The organism is Chelativorans alearensis, from assembly GCF_010993735.1.
Classification (GTDB): Bacteria; Pseudomonadota; Alphaproteobacteria; order Rhizobiales; family Rhizobiaceae; genus Chelativorans; species Chelativorans alearense.
This window is the reverse complement of sequence record NZ_WQNI01000025.1, coordinates 1-16,979: the sequence shown is the minus strand read 5'-3', so window position 1 is coordinate 16,979 and position 16,979 is coordinate 1. Positions and strand designations below refer to the sequence as shown.

The window sequence follows — 16,979 nt, the reverse complement described above, 5'->3', positions numbered from 1 at the left end:
TCCTCCATCTTCCTCTCAACGTCGTTCGTCGTCTGCTGGGGGTGAGGCTTCACTTCGAGGTTTGCCGGCCGGCCGCAACGCAGGCAGCGAAGGGCGGCGAACGCTTGTGATGGCTTGCTTAGTGGTCATATCTTCCTCCGAGGATACCCCGTCCGCTCGGCGCGTTCGCGCCGGGCAGGCGGTATCTGGTGTCGAAAAGGTCTGGTGCGAGTTTGACCGGACGTGTAGCGGGGCGGCCGACGGCGCAGACGTAGAAGCCCGCCGCTTCCGCTCGGCCCGCCTTAAACGCACCGCGCAGGTCGACCAGAATCGGTGAGCGCATCATCCGGCGCAGGCGGACAAGGTCGAGATGCTGGATGCTGTTCCACTCGGTGACGATGACAACGGCATCGGCCTCACGCGCGCATTCATAAGGATCTTCAAGGAGTTCAACATTCTCCAGCAGCTGCGCGGCATTATCCATACCGACCGGGTCATGCGCGCGCACAACGGCGCCGAAGCGTTGCAACGTCTCGATCAGCGGCACGGAGGGCGCCTCGCGCATATCGTCGGTGTCGGGCTTGAAGGTGAGACCAAGGACAGCAATGGTGAGCCCGTCGACATCGCCTCCGACGGCATCTATCACCTTGAGCGCCATCTTGCGCTTGCGTGCTTCGTTGACGCTCACCGCTTCCTGGACGATGCGTAGGGCCACACCATGATCCTGTGCAGTCCGCAGGAGCGCCAGTGTATCCTTGGGGAAACAGGAGCCGCCGTAACCCGGGCCCGCATTGAGAAAGCTGGTACCGATACGCTTATCGAGCCCCACGCCCAACGCAAGTTCGCCAACATCGGAGCCCACCTGCTCGCAAAGATCGGCAAGCTCGTTGATGAAGGTGATCTTCGTTGCCAGGAAGGCGTTGGAGGCGTATTTGATAAGTTCTGAGGTGCGCCGCTGTACCACTACGATGGGCGCATCGACTTTCGCCAGCGGCGCGCCATAGATTTCCATCAGAACCTCGCGAGCACGCTCGTCGGCAACGCCGATCACCACGCGATCAGGTTTGAGGAAGTCGCCAATGGCGACTCCTTCTCTGAGGAACTCCGGGTTGGAAGCCACAGAGAAGGTGCCACGGCGGCGCTTGGTCGCGATGATTTTTTCAACCGCATCACCGGTGCCGACCGGAACGGTGGATTTCACCACGACCACAGCGTTTTCCGCGAGCAGGGGCGCTATTTCCCTGGCCGCCATGTAAACGAAGGAGAGATCGGCATCTCCGCGGCCAGGCCGCGGAGGTGTGCCCACCGCAACGAACACGGCGACTGCGTCCTTCACCGCCTTTGCGATGTCGCTGGTGAAAGACAGCCGGCCCTCGGCGTAGTTGCGCTCCACGAGCTCGTCCAATCCGGGCTCATAGATCGGCAGCTTGCCTTGCTGGAGGCCTAAGATCTTCTCCGCATGCTTATCGACGCAGACCACCTCGTTGCCCCATTCAGCAAAGCAGGTGCCGCTGACCAGGCCGACATATCCGATTCCGATAACTGCTACTTTCATGGGTTCCTGCGCAGAGCGCCCTTTCTTCGTTTCAGTGTGTTGTTCTTGGGCGCCGCCATCCCGGGTTGAAGACGGTCCTGCGTAGCCCCGGCTGGCCTATGCCGGCGCCAGCGACCGAATAGCGATTTTCGAAGAGGTAGAAATTGCCCGCTCCCCACGAGAGCGCTTCGAGCCCCTGTTTCCCGCGCTCGGCTGTGGCGACCCCCGGCAACACGAAGAGAGCGAGGAGGCTTGCCGCCAGGGCGGGCCGATAGAGGCGGGCCTGCACTCTGACATCGTTCTCGCGGGCGTGTCGGGTTACAATCACCAGCAGGAGGATCGCGTAGAGCGCTGCATTGACGATGGCGAAAAGATAAAAGCCGCGCGTATCACCGGCGTTCTCCACGGCCAGCACAGGCAATATCGAGGCAAGCGAGAGCACGCCGTAGGGAGCGAGCACCCGTATCGGCAGCGTATCCACTTCGGAGGTACCCTTGGGTGTGACGCGGAAATCGACGAAAGAGCCGGTGAGCCAATCGCGAATGGCCGCCGCACAACCTGCAAGCGCCCAGGGCCAGCGCGCCAGGAGGAAGAGCATCGCCTCCCAGCTTAGTACGTTGGCATCGACCGGACGGAACGTGCCGCCCGCGCGCCAGCGATAGGCCGTCAGAATCAGGACGATCGACAGAGGCGCGAAATGGGCGAGGAAGGCAGGATAGGTGACGCCGACGAAAATCTCGCCGCGCAGCAGCGCGATGATAGGCATTGCAAACATCAGCGCCATGAAGAGCGAGAACAAGGGATACCAGAGCTGCGAGAACAGGAACTGGAATTTCAGGCGCGGCGGCAGATTGCCCACATGCTTGGGTGAATACTGCAGCAGTATCGTGACCAGGCTGCGCGACCACTGGAATTCCTGGGTTACGAGATCGGCAAAGGTGCGCGGCCCGTCGCCATGGGCGATCGCGTCCAGTGCGTGCACGCCACGCCAGCCATGAGCGTTCATGATCAGAGTCGTGGAGTGGTCTTCGGCAAGCTCCGGACCGAGGCCGCCGATCTGCTGCAACGCCTCGGTGCGCACGGCGTAGTGCGAGCCGATACATAGCGGAGCGAGACCGCCATTGTACCCAGCCTGAAGCGAGCCGTGCATGCTTGCTTCTGCGTAGAGCCTGCCGCGCGCGGACCAGCTTTCATGCGCATTGCGGTCGCATATGCTGGGTGCGGAGACATAGCCGACGCCAGGGTCCGCAAAAGGCCGCAGCATCTCAAAGAGATAACCGGGCTCGGGCACGTGATCGGCGTCGAGCTGCGCGACGAAATCGTAGCGCTTGTAGCCGTAGTGGTCATAGAAGAAGGCGAGATTGCCCTCCTTGCAGCGTGTGCGCCGTGGCCAGCTGGCGCGATGATAGTCAAGCCGTCCCTTGCGGGTGCTGACGAACACGCCGTGCCTGCGACACCAAGCGAGCGTTTCTGGGGAGGGGTCTTCGTCCGCCAGCCAGGTGTCGTGTGGCACCTCCTGGGCGAGCATCGCCTTCAGCGTCTGCGCCACCACGGGGAAGGGTTCGGCCGGCGCCTTGGTGACAACCATGGCGATACGGCTGCCCGCCGGGAGACGCAGCGGGCCGTTCGGCTTTCGGCCGCGATAGAAGATCACCAGAAAATAGGCGGGCAGAAGTGTTACCCAGGCGAGCACCCCGGTGACCAGAACCGAGCCAGCCACACTAAAGTGATGCTCGGGCTTCAGCCACCACGCCCAGAAATAGACGAGGGCGGCAGCCCAGATCGCCCCGCCCATCAGATATTCGATCTTCCGGTATCTGGTGAAAACGGAGACCAGCAGCGGCGCGGCGCCCGCGTCCGCGGATTTGTCAGCGCTCCTGGAGGTAACGTTCATTGTGACCGTACCTCCAGTCCGAAGAAGGGCGCGGCCGTACGCATGATCGTATCGAGGTCGGAGTGTTCGGCAGAGAAGCCGATTGTCGTACGCGCCAAACTCGGGTCGGCGTAGAGTGCCGGCGGATCGCCCGCCCGCCGCGGGTACATGCGGATGGGCACCTCGAGGCCGGTAACGCGGCTGATCGCGGCAAGGATCTCGCGAATTGACGTGCCGCGGCCAGTGCCTACATTGACGGTCAGGTCGCAGCCTCCTGCCGCCAGGTGTTTGTAGGCAAGGACGTGGGCCTGCGCCAGGTCGCAGACATGAATATAGTCGCGAACGCAGGTTCCATCCGTGGTTTCGTAGTCGTCGCCGAAGACCTCAAGGAACGGGATTGCACCCGACGCGGCCATCAGGGCCCGCGGGATCAGATGCGTCTCCGGATCATGCCATTCGCCGATTTCGCCCTCGGGGTCGGCTCCGCAGGCGTTGAAATAGCGAAGAGCCACGTAGCGCAGGCCATAGGCGGCCGCATAATCGCGCAGCATGTGCTCGGCGATCAGTTTTGTGCGACCGTAGGGATTGATCGGTATCTGCGGCGCGCCTTCGACGATGGGAAGATGCGCTGGCACCCCATACGTTGCGCAGCTTGAGGAGAAGATAATACTGCTGAGTCCGCTCTGGAGGCAGGCGTCGAGCAGTGATTGGGTTCCAGTGATATTGTTTCGGTAGTATTTGGCCGGCTGCTCGACCGATTCACCTACATGGGCGCAGGCCGCGAAGTGGATGACCGCTGCCGGCTTATAGCGCGCAATTGTTCGGGCAAGTAAGGCGGTATCCAGGATGTCGCCATGGATGAACGGGCCCCAGCGCACCGAGGAGCGGTTTCCGGTCGACAGGTTGTCGTAGACGACGGGTTCTATGCCGCTGGCGCTGAGCAGCTTTGCGGTATGGCTTCCGATGAAGCCGGCGCCGCCGGTAACGAGGATTCGATCCGCCGACATCATGCGACCTCGGTAAGTATGGGATCGATATCTGCCAACAGGCGATCGAAATGGCGGATCGTCTTGCCGAGGCCTTCGAAGAGCGTCACGCGCGGCTGCCAATCTAGCTTCCGCATGGCCATCGAGATGTCGGGGCGGCGCTGGCGGGGGTCGTCGATCGGTAGAGGACGATGCACGATCCTCGACGTCGATCCGGTGAGTTCAATCACTTGTTCAGCCAACTCGCCAATGGTGAATTCGCAAGGATTGCCGAGGTTTACAGGCCCCGTGAAAGAAGCCGGCGAGGCCATGAGGCATAGGAAGCCGTCAATCAGGTCGTCCACGAAGCAGAAGGAACGAGTCTGGCTACCGTCGCCGTAGATGGTGATGTCATCCCCTTTCAGCGCCTGGACGATGAAATTGGAAACGACACGGCCATCGTCGGGCCGCATGCGTGGTCCATAGGTGTTGAAGATACGCGCGATCTTTACCGCTACGCCGTGGCTCTGGTGGTAGTCAAAGAAGAGCGTCTCGGCGCACCGTTTGCCTTCGTCATAGCAGGCACGGGGACCGAAGGGATTCACATTACCCCAGTAGCTCTCGACCTGCGGATGCACATTAGGATCGCCATAAACCTCGGAGGTCGAGGCCTGGAGAATGCGTGCATTGTGGCGGCGTGCGAGCTCGAGAAGGTTCAGCGAACCCAGCACACTCGTTTTCGTCGTATGTATCGGGTTCGCTTGGTAGTGCGGAGGCGAAGCTGGGCAGGCGAGGTTGAATATCTGATCGACGTCAAAGTCGATAGGCGTGACTATGTCATGCTCGATGAAGCTGAAGTGTTCAGTGTCTGCCAAATGCTCGATGTTCCGGCGCAGACCTGTGGAGAAATCATCGAGGCAGATCACATGATGGCCGGAGCGCAGAAGAGCTTCACACAAATGTGAACCAAGAAAACCGGCACCGCCGGTCACAAGAATTCGCTGCAGTACCGCACGTTCACGCATGATATTTTGCCCCCGCCGGGCGATAAGCATCTGGTGAAGGGAGAGTGCGCTCTACCCTTCATCGAGTTATGCTTATATAGTAATAGTCATTTTACGGGAGATATGTGTGCCCATGCTAGGATTACTAAAAACTGATTATCTCCCAAGCCTTGGTGATAAAATATGCTCTTGGGAAAGGCCTGTCATTACCTCAGAATCCGCGAATTTATCGCAGCGTACATTTTTCCGCATCCGCGAGCAGGGTTCGGCAGCTCATCTGACTTGCCTTCCGATGTGGAACAAAGTGCATCACCGATCGTTATGGACGATTGATATCCGACACTCTGAGAACCGACAGCCACGAGGGAGGCTCAGGTAACAGATGAATGGCGGGTGGGACTCTCGAACCCCTGGGGGGAAGATCGAAGAAGCCGATTCCTCCACGCCGAAACCAAGGCCGGAGCGACGCCGTTGGCCGCGAGACGAGCAGGCGGTCCGGGACACCCCCGCGATACGCGGCCCCCCCATTTTGAAGCCGCTGGAGTTCTCCACGCGGGATTTGCCGAGAAAGCAGCAGTTCAGCGCGTGGCAATCCTATATGGAGACGGTCGCCGAATATCGGCTGCCTGACGATAAGACACTCGCGGACGGCTTTCCCGCCGATCACGTCGCGTGGAACCTGGGTAGCGCGCTCATTGTGCAGCAGCGCGTGCCCGCACATAGCTATCGGCGATCGGTAGCCAAGCTGCGTGCCAGCCCCGTCGATCATTGCTACATCAGCATACTGCGTAGCGGACGTAGTTGGACGGAGGTGGACGGCTATGTAGCGCGGAACGAGCCGGGCAAGGCGGTGTTCCGAACGCTTGGGCACCCCTTTTGGGGCCGTATCACCGATGCGGAAGCGGTTATCGTCTACCTTCCCCGCGATCTCTTCGGCGACTCGGCGGCAATTCTCGATGCTGCCAACAATTCGATCCTGTCAGGCAACCTTGCTCATCTGCTTGACGATTATATTAGCAGTGTGGAGACCTCGCTGAGCAGCCTTGTGGCGGAGGATCTTCCCGGAATTGTTAGCGCGCTGCGCGATATGGTGGCCATGAGCCTGACTTCGGTCAAGCATAAGCATGTAACGGAACAGCACGGCATGGGCCTCATGGAGCGGGCGCGGCGTTACATCCGGCAGCACCTGGCTTCACCCGACCTTACGCCCGAGAGTCTGTGCCAGGAGCTCGGCATTTCCCGTACACGGCTATACCAGCTGTTCGAGCCCAGCGGTGGAGTCCTGCATTATATAAGAAGAAAACGGCTACTGGCGGCGCATGCCTCACTCAGCGATCCAGCCAACAACCAGCGTGTTTTTGAGATTGCGGAAGCTGCTGGCTTCGATACGCCGGCCAACTTTAGCCGCGCATTCAAGCTCGAATTCGGCTACAGCCCACGCGAAGCACGCGAGCATGCAGCGGCTGAACACAGCGCGTATAGCGGCGTGGACACACCGGATGACATGGAGAGTTTTGGGCATTGGCTTACTGCTCTCGGGCGCTGAGAAGCGGAATGCGCTCGAGGAACTGGCAGGCGATGCAAAACGGAGGCTGTTCGGTCGGAGGGTCCCGTGCTCCTGAGGTAGCTGTTGCCGCACCCAACGACGGTGGCCAGCGTGAGGTTTCCGACCCCGTCGCGATAAGCCACGGTTTATGCCGCGGCGCGGAGCATCTCTCCCGCATCGGATTTTCTCGTCATGTTGCCTCCAAAACTAAGTAAGCTTTCTTACTTAGAAGCCGGCCCTATCAAGCAGCTAGCGGCAAGAATCCGACCAAGGAACACTAAATATCTGAATTGCTTCGTCGGTTCGGTCAGCTTGCGTGCTGAGCAGATTGACCCTAAGCTTCGCGGAATAATCTGCGTGACTGGCGGGATAAGATGGGTGACCATCGGGGAGCGCAGTAATTGATGCCGTCCGCCTGGGCAAATCCAAGACTGAATTGGAGGTCCGGATGGATAGCATGGCATCTTTTCTTCTTGCATCATTTGCTCTGGTCGGTAGCCCCGGTCCGAATACGGTAAGTCTGGCCGCACTCGGGGCAGCTTTCGGAGCGCGAAAGGTGCTGTCCTACATGGTCGGCCTGAACCTTGGCATGGTTGGTGTCGTGATCCTAATCGGGTCGGGATTTTGGGTAACAATCCTTTCCATCCCTCGGATCGCTCCGGTCGTGACCGTTGCCGCGACCGCCTATCTGACTCTTCTGGCGTACAAGATCGCCACTGCACCTGCATTGGGCACAGGTGTGACAATGCCCACTCATCCCCCACGCTGGCACGCGGGGATGGCCTTGTCCCTGTCCAATCCGAAAGCTTACTTCGCCGTGGCTGCGGTCCTGTCGCGATATTCCTTGTGGCCGACAAACAATGCCTTGGACCAGTTTGCGAAAGCTTTATTGCTTCTGGCAACGATCGTATTTGTGAATATCCTGTGGCTTGCGGTTGGCTCCAAACTTGCAACTCGGATACGGAGTGCGGCTGTCGGCCGTTTTGTAAACCTGTGTTTTGCGACTGCGCTTGTTATCTCGGTTCTTGTGGCATCATTCTTGTAAAAGGCTTCTGAGGCCTTGTCGGCAAGGCCCTGGCTCGGCCGCTCTGCCTGTCCTGGGAGATCAGAACTTCAGCGTCAAATCTGCTCTGAAGCCGCGGTCATGCGCCTCGCTAGCGATCTGGCCGGAATACGAAATGTCGAGCGACGCGTTTCGCGAAAGGCTGACATCGAACCCGGCTTCAAGAACAAGTGCATCTTCGCCGATCGGAGTTCCGGCGACGGCCTCGCCTCCCGCAAAGGCGTGCGTCGATAGCGGGACCACGTCACCAAAGGCATGCCGCCAGCCGATCATGCCGCGCATCGCAGCCTTCATGCGGCCTAGCACAAATTCGCTAGCAGCCCGCACGCCGAGCGTAGTGAAGCTTGTGTCGGTGCTGCCGCCTGCGCCGGTGAGCGCGGCCGTACCGCCGTCTTCGGCAAAGCCGTCGGTGTCGTGGCTCACATAGGCGGCATTGGCGAAGGCTTCGAAAGCGAAGCCACCGTGATCGATCCGGTAGCCGAACTCGCCGAAGACCTGCGCGGTGCCGGCATCATAAGCGGCTTCGGCCTGGTCCGAAAACCCTGGAAAGGCGATTGACCGTCGCGTTTCGATATCATGCCAGGCGCAGGCAACACCGGCGCGAAGGCCGAGCGCTCCCCATTGCGCACCACCATAGGCGGCGAAGTGGAAATTATCGCTCTCACCGGCAAGACCGCGCCGGGCGCTTCTCGACCGAGCTGTTCGAGCGCTACCAGCGTTCGAAGCGGGCGCTGGTTCCCACTTGGCGGAGGGGTATTGCAAGGCGTGTCGACCAGGAAGGTCAGGCGATCACCGCAGAGCTGTGCGGCCACGCCTTCTCGGCCTCGGCGACCTCAGCCATCAACGAGCGGCTGGGTTGCGGGGGGCACCGGCCAAGACTGAGATACATTTGTGAGGTAGCAGCACATGAGCACCTGACGCCGTCTCATCTAGCCGCTGATATTGCTGCCGAAAGTTCATTCACTTGCGGCTACGGCCGATCGCCCAGCTCCCACGATGATTTCATCCGTGTTCGCCAGCAGTTTGGTGACAGCGGCGCGGGCCCTGTCGGGCTTTTGAAGCCTGATCTGTCGCTCGATCTCTTCGTGAAGCTGCTGTGCGTGACGAAGGTCGTTCACCTCCCGCGTGACGTAGACGAAGAGCGATTCCAAGCCGGACTCGATTAGCACTCCAAGAGGAACGAGGAGGTCGTTGCCGGCGGCCCGCAATATCGCCATGTGGAAGCGAGTGTCCGCTGCGGTACGGGCCCTCAGGGTGGTGGCGGTGCCCATATCGTGGCAGGCCCTGCTGATCTCGTCCATCTGCTCGTCCGTCCTGCGGGCGGCCGCAAGCGCCGCAGCTTCAGGCTCTACGATATGCCGAAACTCCTGAACCGTCGCGAGGAACTTCTCGCGGTCAGGTGACATCGCGTACCAGGACAGCACATCTCGATCGAGCAGGTTCCAACGCTCGCGCGGTTCGACCCGGCTACCAACCTTGGGCCGCGAGCTGAGCAGGCCCTTGGCCATTAGCATCTTGATCGCCTCGCGCACGGCCGAGCGGCCTACGTTGAAGGTTTCGGACCATTTCGCCTCATTCGGCAGGACCGTGCCAGGCGGATAGTCGCCGCGCACGATCCGCAGCCCGATCTCGTTCGCAATGGCCGCGTGCACGCTGGACCCTGCAAATCTCGACAACTGAGGCAGAGGCTCTGTCCGCGATTCCGTGCCTGTCCTCACTTGGTTCTGTTCCTTATTGAGTGTCATTGCTGCCTGGTTCCATCGGTTTCACCTAGCCGTACTCCGTTCATCTTGACTCATCGCGCAAAGCCCGCAGGCGGTCGAACGCTACCGCCAGTATGATGAAGCTGCCCACGAAAGCCCCCTGCCAGAATGTGCTGATGCCCAACAGAATCAGACTATTGCGTATCACCTCGATGAGCGCCGCGCCAACGACCGACCCGAACACCGTACCGGCACCCCCCATCAGATTAGCGCCTCCAATTACCGACGCAGCGATTACGCTGAGCTCCATCGACTGGCCGAGATTCGTGGTGACGCCGCCGAGCCATCCCGCCTCAAGAACGCCTGCCACGCCTGCGAAGAAGGCCGAGCACATGTAGACACTTACCTTCAGGCCAAGCACGTTAATGCCTGTGAGACCCGCGGCTCTTTCGTTGCTGCCGATTGCGAAGACGTGTGTGCCCCAGCGGGTCCATTTCAGCATGAAGCCGGTCAGCAGCGCGAGCAATACCAGCGCGATGACCGGATGGGCGATCCCGAAGCTCGATCCTCCGCCAAGCCAGAACAGAAGTTTTTCGTCCGGGCCGAACTGGAAAACCATCTTATTGTTTGACAGCACCATGGCCGCGCTCCGGGCGAGCGACAGCATGCCGAGCGTGACGACGAAAGGTGGGATGCGCAGATAGGCGATCAGCAAACCATTGACCAGTCCGACCAGGAGCGCAGAGGCGATCGCCGCAAGCGCCGACAACCATAGAGGGTTGCCGGCATTCATAAGGATAGCGAGCACCATCGCGGAAAGGCACAGCGTTGATCCCACGGAGAGGTCGATGCCGCCGGAGATGATGACGACCGTCATGCCGAGCGCAACGATCGCAACGAAGGCGAAGTTGCGGGTGACGTTGAAGAGGTTTTGCGGCGTGGCGAACGTGTCGGTTACGATCGCAAGGGCGAGGCAGGCGATCGCCGCGGCAATGAACACCCAAAACGACTGCTTGTTGAGGATGCGCGAGAAGTACGAATGTGTCTGCCAGTCGATCGCATCGTCAAGGCTGGCGAATTCCTTCGGTTTGTCCTCGCTCGTCATGGGTTCCTCACGCCGCCTGGATTGCACCTGTGATCAGGCCGGTCACCTCTTCCGGCGTCGTCTCCGACACCGGCTTGTCGGCCACCTTCCGTCCGCGTCTCAAAACGGTGATACGGTCGGCGACCGCGAAGACATCCGGCATGCGGTGGCTGATCAGGATCACCGCGATCTGCTGGTGCTTCAGTTCCCGTATGAGATTGAGGACCTCTGCCACCTGGCGCACGGAGATAGCGGCCGTTGGTTCGTCCATCAGCACGATCTTGGCCGATGCGAGCCGTGTGCGGGCAATCGCCACGGCTTGCCGCTGGCCGCCGGACATATCCCTTACTAAATCCTTTGGCCGCGTCTCCGATTTGAGCTCCTTGAACAGCTTTGCCGCAGCGGCATTCATGGAACCGAAATCCATGACACGAAACGGCCCAAAGGAGCGGGTTAGCTCGCGGCCGAGGAAGACATTCGTCGCGGCCGTCAGATTGTCGCAGAGCGCAAGGTCCTGATAGACGATCTCGATCCCGCTCTCGCGCGCCTCGATCGGGTGATGGAAATCCTTCTGCACGTCGCCGATATAGATGCGTCCATCCGAGGGTCGGTAATTGCCCGCGATGATCTTCACCAGCGTCGACTTGCCGGCACCGTTATCGCCCATAAGGCCGAGCACCTCGCCAGGTTCGAGCGACAGCGATACCTCTTCCAGCGCCTGAATGGCTCCAAAATGCTTGGAAATCCATTCCAGCCTCAGAACACTCATTTTTCCCTCCCGGCCTGACCGCAATGTGCGGCCGGAGTGTGCCTCTGGTCAATAGTCTGAAAAGACCATATTATATGTTTTATCAGACAATATGTTGACGGAGATCGAATGCTCTGTCTATCTTTGGCTCGGGAGGAGTTAAACGCATGCGCGTTCTGGTCATCGGAACGAGGGGTAGGGTCGGACAGGCGAGCGGTCCAACTCGCCTGAAGCGCCGCGTGCGGCCCCTCTGTCTCAGCAGTTGGATAGGCAACGACAACGCCAAGGCGAAGTTCAATTGGCGCGCGTCCCATAATCTCGAAATACCATTCGGATCCGTTTGGACGTACTCGGCGGAAGGGGCCGAGAAAAGCCCAGTACCTGGGCTGAAGAAGGCGGCCGCAAGCATGGCCGCGAGCGCTGCGCAACAAGCGCATCTATGAAGGGAGGAAGTGGTGAAAAGGATCAAGATAGGCCTTCTGGCCGCAGCCCTCGTGGGCTTTCTCGGCGGAACCGCCCTGGCTCAGGAAAAGACGCTCGCCATCGTTGTGAAGGGGCTCGACAACCCATTCTTCGAGCAGATCAATCTTGGTTGCCAGAAATGGAACAACGAGAACGCGAATTCCGGATACAAATGCTTCTACACCGGCCCGGCCTCCAGCGCCGACGAAACGGGCGAAGTGCAGATCGTGGATGATTTGCTGACGCGCCCCGACGTGGCGGCGATCGCGATCTCACCGTCGAACGCTCCGCTGATGGCGAAGCTGTTGCGGGAGAAAGCGCCGAGCATACCGGTTATGACCATCGACGCCGACCTGTCGCAGGACGACGCGAGCCTGCGCAAGACCTATCTCGGCACCGACAATTACCTGATGGGCGTGAAATTCGCCGAATACCTGCAAGAGCTGAAGCCCGACGGTGGGAGCATCTGCCTGCAGCTCGGCAATGTTGCGGCGGACAACATCAACGCGCGTGCAGCCGGCACCCGCGACACGCTGGCCGGCGAAAAGGGGATCGAGCGGCTCACTGGCCAGAACGGCTGGACGGAAATCGAGGGCTGTCCAGTCTTCACCAACGACCAAGTCGACCTCGCTAACCAGCAGATGGCCGACACCTTCACCGCCAACCCCGACCTTGATGCCTTCGTGCTCGAGGGCGGTTGGGCGCAGTTCGCACCGCAGGCTTATGCCCAGGTCACGGATCAGGTGATGGACAAGCTCGAGGCCAAGGAACTGATCATCGTGGCCGGCGACACGCTGCCGCCGCAGATCGAGGCACTCAAGGCCGGCAGGAGCCATGTGCAGGTCGGCCAGCGACCGTTCGAGATGGGTTATCGCGCGCCTTCAGTCATGCTCGACCTGATCGAGGGCAAGGCAGTCGAGTCGGTCATTTATACCGGACTTGACGAGTGCACGCAGGAGAACGTCGACATCTGCATCGCGCAATAGGAAGGCCGCACCAGCACCGACGTACGGCCGCGTAGGACGCGGCCGTGAACCGTAACGCCGTCGTGTCGCGCCGGCGAGGGCCTTATGTTTTGCAACGAAAAGAAACAAATACTTGGAGGAAAAGACCATGAAACTGAAAATAGTCGCTTCGGCATTCCTTCTCGCTTCCGCGCTTCTGTCCACCGGCGCGCCCGCACAGGACAAGAAGGCGCTCGCATTTGTCGTAAACGGCGCATCCGACTTCTGGAAGCTCGCCGAAGCAGGGGTCAAGAAGGCGCAGGAGGAACTCCCGGACTACAGCCTTCAGTTCAAATATCCCGAGCAGGCGGCCGCCGCCGTCCAGCAACGCCTCATGGAGGACCTGGTCGCCGCCGGCATTTCCGCCATCATGGTGAGCGCCGTCGATCCGAAGACCTCGACCGATGCGCTCAACCGCATTGGCGGCGACGTGCCGCTCTTCACGACAGACAGCGACGCGCCCGACACCAACCGCATCGCCTACATCGGATCGTCCAACACCGATGCTGGCCGGCAGGCCGGCGAAATCGCCCTGAAGGCGCTGCCGGAAGGCGGCAAGTGCATTGGCTTCGTCGGGCTTCCGGGCGCCGACAATGCGCGCGAGCGCATCGAGGGCATGAAGGAGGCGATCGCCGGCTCCAAGGTCGAGTTGATCGACGTGCGCGGCGACGACATCGACATGACGCGCGCCAAACGCAACGTCGAGGACGCGCTCGCTGCCAATCCCGGTATCGACTGCATGGTCGGCTTCTATTCCTACAACCCGCCGCGGATCTACGAGGTGCTGAAGGAAGCCGGCAAGCTTGGGGAGATCACCGTCGTCGCCTTCGACGAAGATCCGATCACACTGGGCGGCGTGCGCGAGGGGACGATTGCTGGAACGGTTGTTCAACAGCCCTATGAATGGGGATATCAGGGCATGAAGCTGATGGCTGCCTTTCTCGAGGGCGATAAGTCGATGATCCCGGAGGACAAGCTGGTGATCGTTCCGACGAAGATCATCGACAAGTCGAATGTCGATACCTTTGAGGCTGAGTTGAAGGCCCGCATCGGCGGCTGAAGCCTCATTGGAGCGGGCCGGCGAGACCTCCCCGCCGGCCCTGCTCTCTCCATCGGATATGCTTCGATGCAATGGCGGCCGCAAAATTCTTCCACGGCTGAAACGCTCTTCTCGCTCAGCCGCGTGACCAAGCACTATCCCGGCGTGACCGCGCTTCGGGAGGTCGACCTCTCCGTCTCGGCGGGCGAGGTGGTAGGCCTTATCGGCGAGAACGGCGCGGGCAAGTCCACGCTTATGAATATACTGGGCGGGGTGACTATGCCGAGTTCGGGCACGATCCGCCTTCATGGGGATGAAAGGCCGAGTCTTACGGTTCCCGACGCGATCAAGGGCGGCATCGCATTTGTCCATCAGGAATTGAACCTGTTCGAGAACCTGTCGGTGGCGGCCAACATCATGATCGGCCGCGAACCTTTGACGGGAGGTCCATTGTGCTTGGTGGATCGCAAGCGCCTTCGGAAGCTTGCGGAGCCGCTCCTTGTCCAGCTTGGCGCTGATTTTGGTCCTGATATGCTGGTCGCTGATCTGACACTGGCGCAAAGGCAGCTGGTCGAAATCGCCAAGGCACTCTCGCTCAATGCGCTTATCCTTATCCTCGACGAGCCGACCTCCAGTCTTACCGTCACCGAGACCGAGCGTCTCCTCCGCGTCATCGCCAGGCTGAAGGCAAATGGTGTCGGCGTCATCTTCATCTCGCACCGGCTGGGCGAGGTGAAACGCTGCGCAGACCGTGTGATCGTGCTGCGGGACGGGCGCATCGTCGCCGAACTGGACCACGAAATGATCGAGCCGGAAATAATGATCCGCCACATGATCGGGCGCGAACTGAAAATGCTCTATCGACCGCCTGCAGGGCCTGCCGGCGACAAGATGCTGGAATTGATCGGGTTGCGCACTGCCTATCGGCCCGCACGCAGCGTTTCTCTGGATGTCCGGCAGGGAGAGATTCTGGGCCTGGCGGGTCTCGTCGGCTCGGGCCGTACCGAGCTTGCACGCGCCGTGTTCGGTATCGAACCGCCGCTTGCCGGCGAAATCCGCATCGGCGGTAAGACCGTTGCTATAGACAGGCCGGCCGCAGCCATCGCCCTCGGGCTTTACTTGGTGCCGGAGGATCGCAAACGCTCCGGTCTCGTGCTCGACTTCTCAGTCGCAAAGAATGCGAGCCTTGCCAATCTGCCTGCCGTCGTCTCGCACGGTCTGTTGGACGCTGCTGCGGAAACGAGGCTTGCCCGGAAATGGAAGAACCGCCTGGCGATCAGGTGTTCGGACACGAACGTCCCGGCCGCCTCTCTGTCGGGCGGCAACCAGCAGAAAGTGGTGCTGGCCAAATGGCTGTCGATGGCGCCGCGCGTGCTCATTTTCGACGAGCCGACGCGCGGCATCGATGTCGGCGCCAAGCACGAGATCTATGCGTTGATGCGAGCGCTTGCCGATAATGGTGCGGCCATACTGATGATCTCCAGCGACATGGAGGAGGTGATCGGTGTCAGCGACCGCATCGCGGTCATGCATGACGGTGCGATATCCGGCATTTTGAGCCGTAACTGTTTCAGCGAGGAGAACATTCTCTCCTTGGCGGTCGGTCGGGTGTTGAACCGAGGCTTGGGGGCTTCGCAATGAATCGCAAGGATCTGGGGCTTCTGGTCCTCATTCTCGTCATCGGAACCGTGGTAGCGGTCATCAACCCGCGTTTTTTGTCGCCGGTAAACCTGTCGAATACGGCGAACCTGATCGGGCTTTTCGGCATCTTCGCCCTCGGGCAGGCCTTTGTCATCATCTCGGGCGGCATCGAGCTTTCGGTGGGCTCTATCGTTGCCCTGCTCGGCGTTGTCTTCCTCGATCTTGTCGCCGGCAACGTCATACCTTGGGGCGCGGCGATGATCGTCGTCATCGCGCTCGGCTGCCTGATGGGGCTCGTCCACGGCTTTCTCGTCACGCGAATGGGGCTGCAGCCCTTCGTGGTCACCCTTTGCGGCCTGCTCGTCTACCGCGGCGTCGCCCGTTACTATACCGACGACGCCACTGCGGGATTTCCTTTCGGCGCAAGTTTTCCGTGGCTCGAATGGCTGACCGCCGGCCGCTTCTACGGCGTCCCGCACAGCCTCGTCATGTTCGCCATTCTCGCGAGCATTATGGCGGTCGTGCTGCACCGCTCGGTCTTCGGGCGCCGTCTCTTCGCTGTCGGGAGGAACGAAGAGGCGGCGCGCTACAGCGGCATTGACACGCAGCGCACGACGGTGACCGCCTATGTGATCTGCTGCGGGCTGACGGCGGTCGCCGCCATCTTCATCGCCATGTATACCCGCTCGATTTCGCCCTCCTCGCACGGCAATTTTTACGAGCTGTATGCCATCGCGGCCGCGGTGCTCGGCGGCTGCTCGCTGCGAGGCGGAGAAGGCTCCATTCTGGGGGTCGTACTCGGCACTATTCTGCTTCAGGTCCTGCAGAACCTTGTCAACCTGCTAGGGATCCCGAGCTCGCTCAATTTCGCTGTGATGGGCTCCGTGATCCTGATCGGCGTGCTCGCCGACCAGCAATTCGCGCAGAGGCGGGAGCGTACCGCCCGCTCTCGAAAAGTCGCATGAATGCTTAGACGTGGCTGACAGATTTAAGCCGGAACAAGAAGGGGATGCGACTGCTGAAATGGAACCGTCCTGTACTGGCGGTTCGCCTAAGCGGCTGCTCCTCGCCGCATCCGGCGAGGAGTTGCGGTCTGCCGACGACGTTGAGGAAGTCGCCTGGTCGTCATGGCTGTCGCAAAGGTTCTCATTGCCCCGCCTCCACACGTGTCTCGATGTTCAAGGGATAGGCGCGGCGCCGTTCGCCCCAGCGCGCGGCGATCAGCGCCTTCATGTGCCGCACGCGTTCCCTGGCGAGCGCCGCCCCGGTGCCGGCGTCGATGTAGGACAGGCGCAGCACCGACTGCTCGGCCGCCAGCACGGCGATCAGCTCGT

14 protein-coding genes, 2 pseudogenes and 1 riboswitch are annotated in these 16,979 nt (G+C 60.6%); of the genes and pseudogenes, 7 read left to right on the top strand and 9 right to left on the bottom strand.

Going from position 1 to position 16,979, the window contains the following annotated elements:
- Positions 1-118: 118 nt before the first annotated feature.
- From GPJ75_RS26190 to GPJ75_RS26175, 4 genes are read right to left on the bottom strand one after another with little or no spacing between them, the layout of a single operon-like run.
- On the bottom strand, positions 119-1,534 hold the full coding sequence (locus GPJ75_RS26190) for a UDP-glucose dehydrogenase family protein (protein ID WP_163272972.1): 1,416 nt from the start codon (positions 1,532-1,534) through the stop codon (positions 119-121).
- A 31-nt stretch (positions 1,535-1,565) separates the two neighbouring features.
- A complete protein-coding gene (locus tag GPJ75_RS26185; protein WP_163272969.1) occupies positions 1,566-3,407 on the bottom strand; it encodes a glycosyltransferase family 2 protein in 1,842 nt (613 codons plus the stop codon).
- On the bottom strand, positions 3,404-4,393 hold the full coding sequence (gene galE / locus GPJ75_RS26180) for a UDP-glucose 4-epimerase GalE (RefSeq protein ID WP_163272967.1): 990 nt from the start codon (positions 4,391-4,393) through the stop codon (positions 3,404-3,406). Before galE ends, GPJ75_RS26185 begins: the two co-directional genes overlap by 4 nt.
- Positions 4,393-5,406, bottom strand: coding sequence for a UDP-glucuronic acid decarboxylase family protein (locus GPJ75_RS26175; RefSeq protein ID WP_163272965.1), 1,014 nt, complete (start codon positions 5,404-5,406; stop codon positions 4,393-4,395). The genes galE and GPJ75_RS26175 overlap by 1 nt, the downstream gene beginning before the upstream one ends.
- Positions 5,407-5,953: 547 nt before the next feature.
- Here GPJ75_RS26175 and GPJ75_RS26170 point away from each other — a divergent pair.
- On the top strand, positions 5,954-6,901 hold the full coding sequence (locus tag GPJ75_RS26170; RefSeq protein ID WP_163272963.1) for a helix-turn-helix domain-containing protein: 948 nt from the start codon (positions 5,954-5,956) through the stop codon (positions 6,899-6,901).
- Between the two features lie 347 nt (positions 6,902-7,248).
- A riboswitch (ZMP/ZTP riboswitch) is annotated at positions 7,249-7,329 on the top strand.
- Between the two features lie 20 nt (positions 7,330-7,349).
- The gene (locus GPJ75_RS26165) at positions 7,350-7,946 is read left to right on the top strand and encodes a LysE family translocator (RefSeq protein WP_163272960.1); all 597 of its coding nucleotides are present in this window, start codon (positions 7,350-7,352) and stop codon (positions 7,944-7,946) included.
- 60 nt (positions 7,947-8,006) lie between these two features.
- Here the strand turns inward: GPJ75_RS26165 and GPJ75_RS26160 are convergent.
- A pseudogene (locus tag GPJ75_RS26160) lies at positions 8,007-8,603 on the bottom strand (autotransporter outer membrane beta-barrel domain-containing protein); the annotation flags it as partial.
- On the opposite strand from GPJ75_RS26160, the pseudogene GPJ75_RS27780 reads away from it, so the two are divergent.
- Positions 8,519-8,758, top strand: a pseudogene (locus GPJ75_RS27780) (hypothetical protein); the annotation flags it as partial. The pseudogenes GPJ75_RS26160 and GPJ75_RS27780 sit on opposite strands and share 85 nt — an antisense overlap.
- A 162-nt stretch (positions 8,759-8,920) precedes the next feature.
- Here the strand turns inward: GPJ75_RS27780 and GPJ75_RS26155 are convergent.
- From GPJ75_RS26155 to GPJ75_RS26145, 3 genes are all read right to left on the bottom strand, one after another.
- Positions 8,921-9,682, bottom strand: coding sequence for a FadR/GntR family transcriptional regulator (locus GPJ75_RS26155; RefSeq protein WP_246249307.1), 762 nt, complete (start codon positions 9,680-9,682; stop codon positions 8,921-8,923).
- 67 nt (positions 9,683-9,749) lie between these two features.
- A complete protein-coding gene (locus GPJ75_RS26150; RefSeq protein WP_163272954.1) occupies positions 9,750-10,772 on the bottom strand; it encodes an ABC transporter permease in 1,023 nt (340 codons plus the stop codon).
- 7 nt (positions 10,773-10,779) lie between these two features.
- Positions 10,780-11,520, bottom strand: coding sequence for an ATP-binding cassette domain-containing protein (locus tag GPJ75_RS26145; protein WP_163272952.1), 741 nt, complete (start codon positions 11,518-11,520; stop codon positions 10,780-10,782).
- A gap of 443 nt (positions 11,521-11,963) precedes the next feature.
- On the opposite strand from GPJ75_RS26145, the gene GPJ75_RS26140 reads away from it, so the two are divergent.
- The 4 genes from GPJ75_RS26140 (at position 11,964) to GPJ75_RS26125 (ending at position 16,610) form a co-directional block, all read left to right on the top strand.
- Complete coding sequence (locus GPJ75_RS26140; protein WP_163273004.1) at positions 11,964-12,947, top strand: substrate-binding domain-containing protein; 984 nt, start codon at positions 11,964-11,966, stop codon at positions 12,945-12,947.
- 127 nt (positions 12,948-13,074) lie between these two features.
- Positions 13,075-14,025 (top strand): sugar-binding protein, encoded by a 951-nt coding sequence (locus GPJ75_RS26135; RefSeq protein WP_163272950.1) that lies wholly within the window; start codon positions 13,075-13,077, stop codon positions 14,023-14,025.
- Positions 14,026-14,091: 66 nt separating this feature from the next.
- On the top strand, positions 14,092-15,645 hold the full coding sequence (locus tag GPJ75_RS26130; protein WP_163272948.1) for a sugar ABC transporter ATP-binding protein: 1,554 nt from the start codon (positions 14,092-14,094) through the stop codon (positions 15,643-15,645).
- Complete coding sequence (locus GPJ75_RS26125; RefSeq protein ID WP_163272946.1) at positions 15,642-16,610, top strand: ABC transporter permease; 969 nt, start codon at positions 15,642-15,644, stop codon at positions 16,608-16,610. Before GPJ75_RS26130 ends, GPJ75_RS26125 begins: the two co-directional genes overlap by 4 nt.
- 181 nt (positions 16,611-16,791) lie before the next feature.
- Here GPJ75_RS26125 and GPJ75_RS26120 read toward each other — a convergent pair.
- On the bottom strand, positions 16,792-16,979 hold a 188-nt coding region (locus GPJ75_RS26120), incomplete at its 5' end, for a hypothetical protein (RefSeq protein ID WP_163272944.1).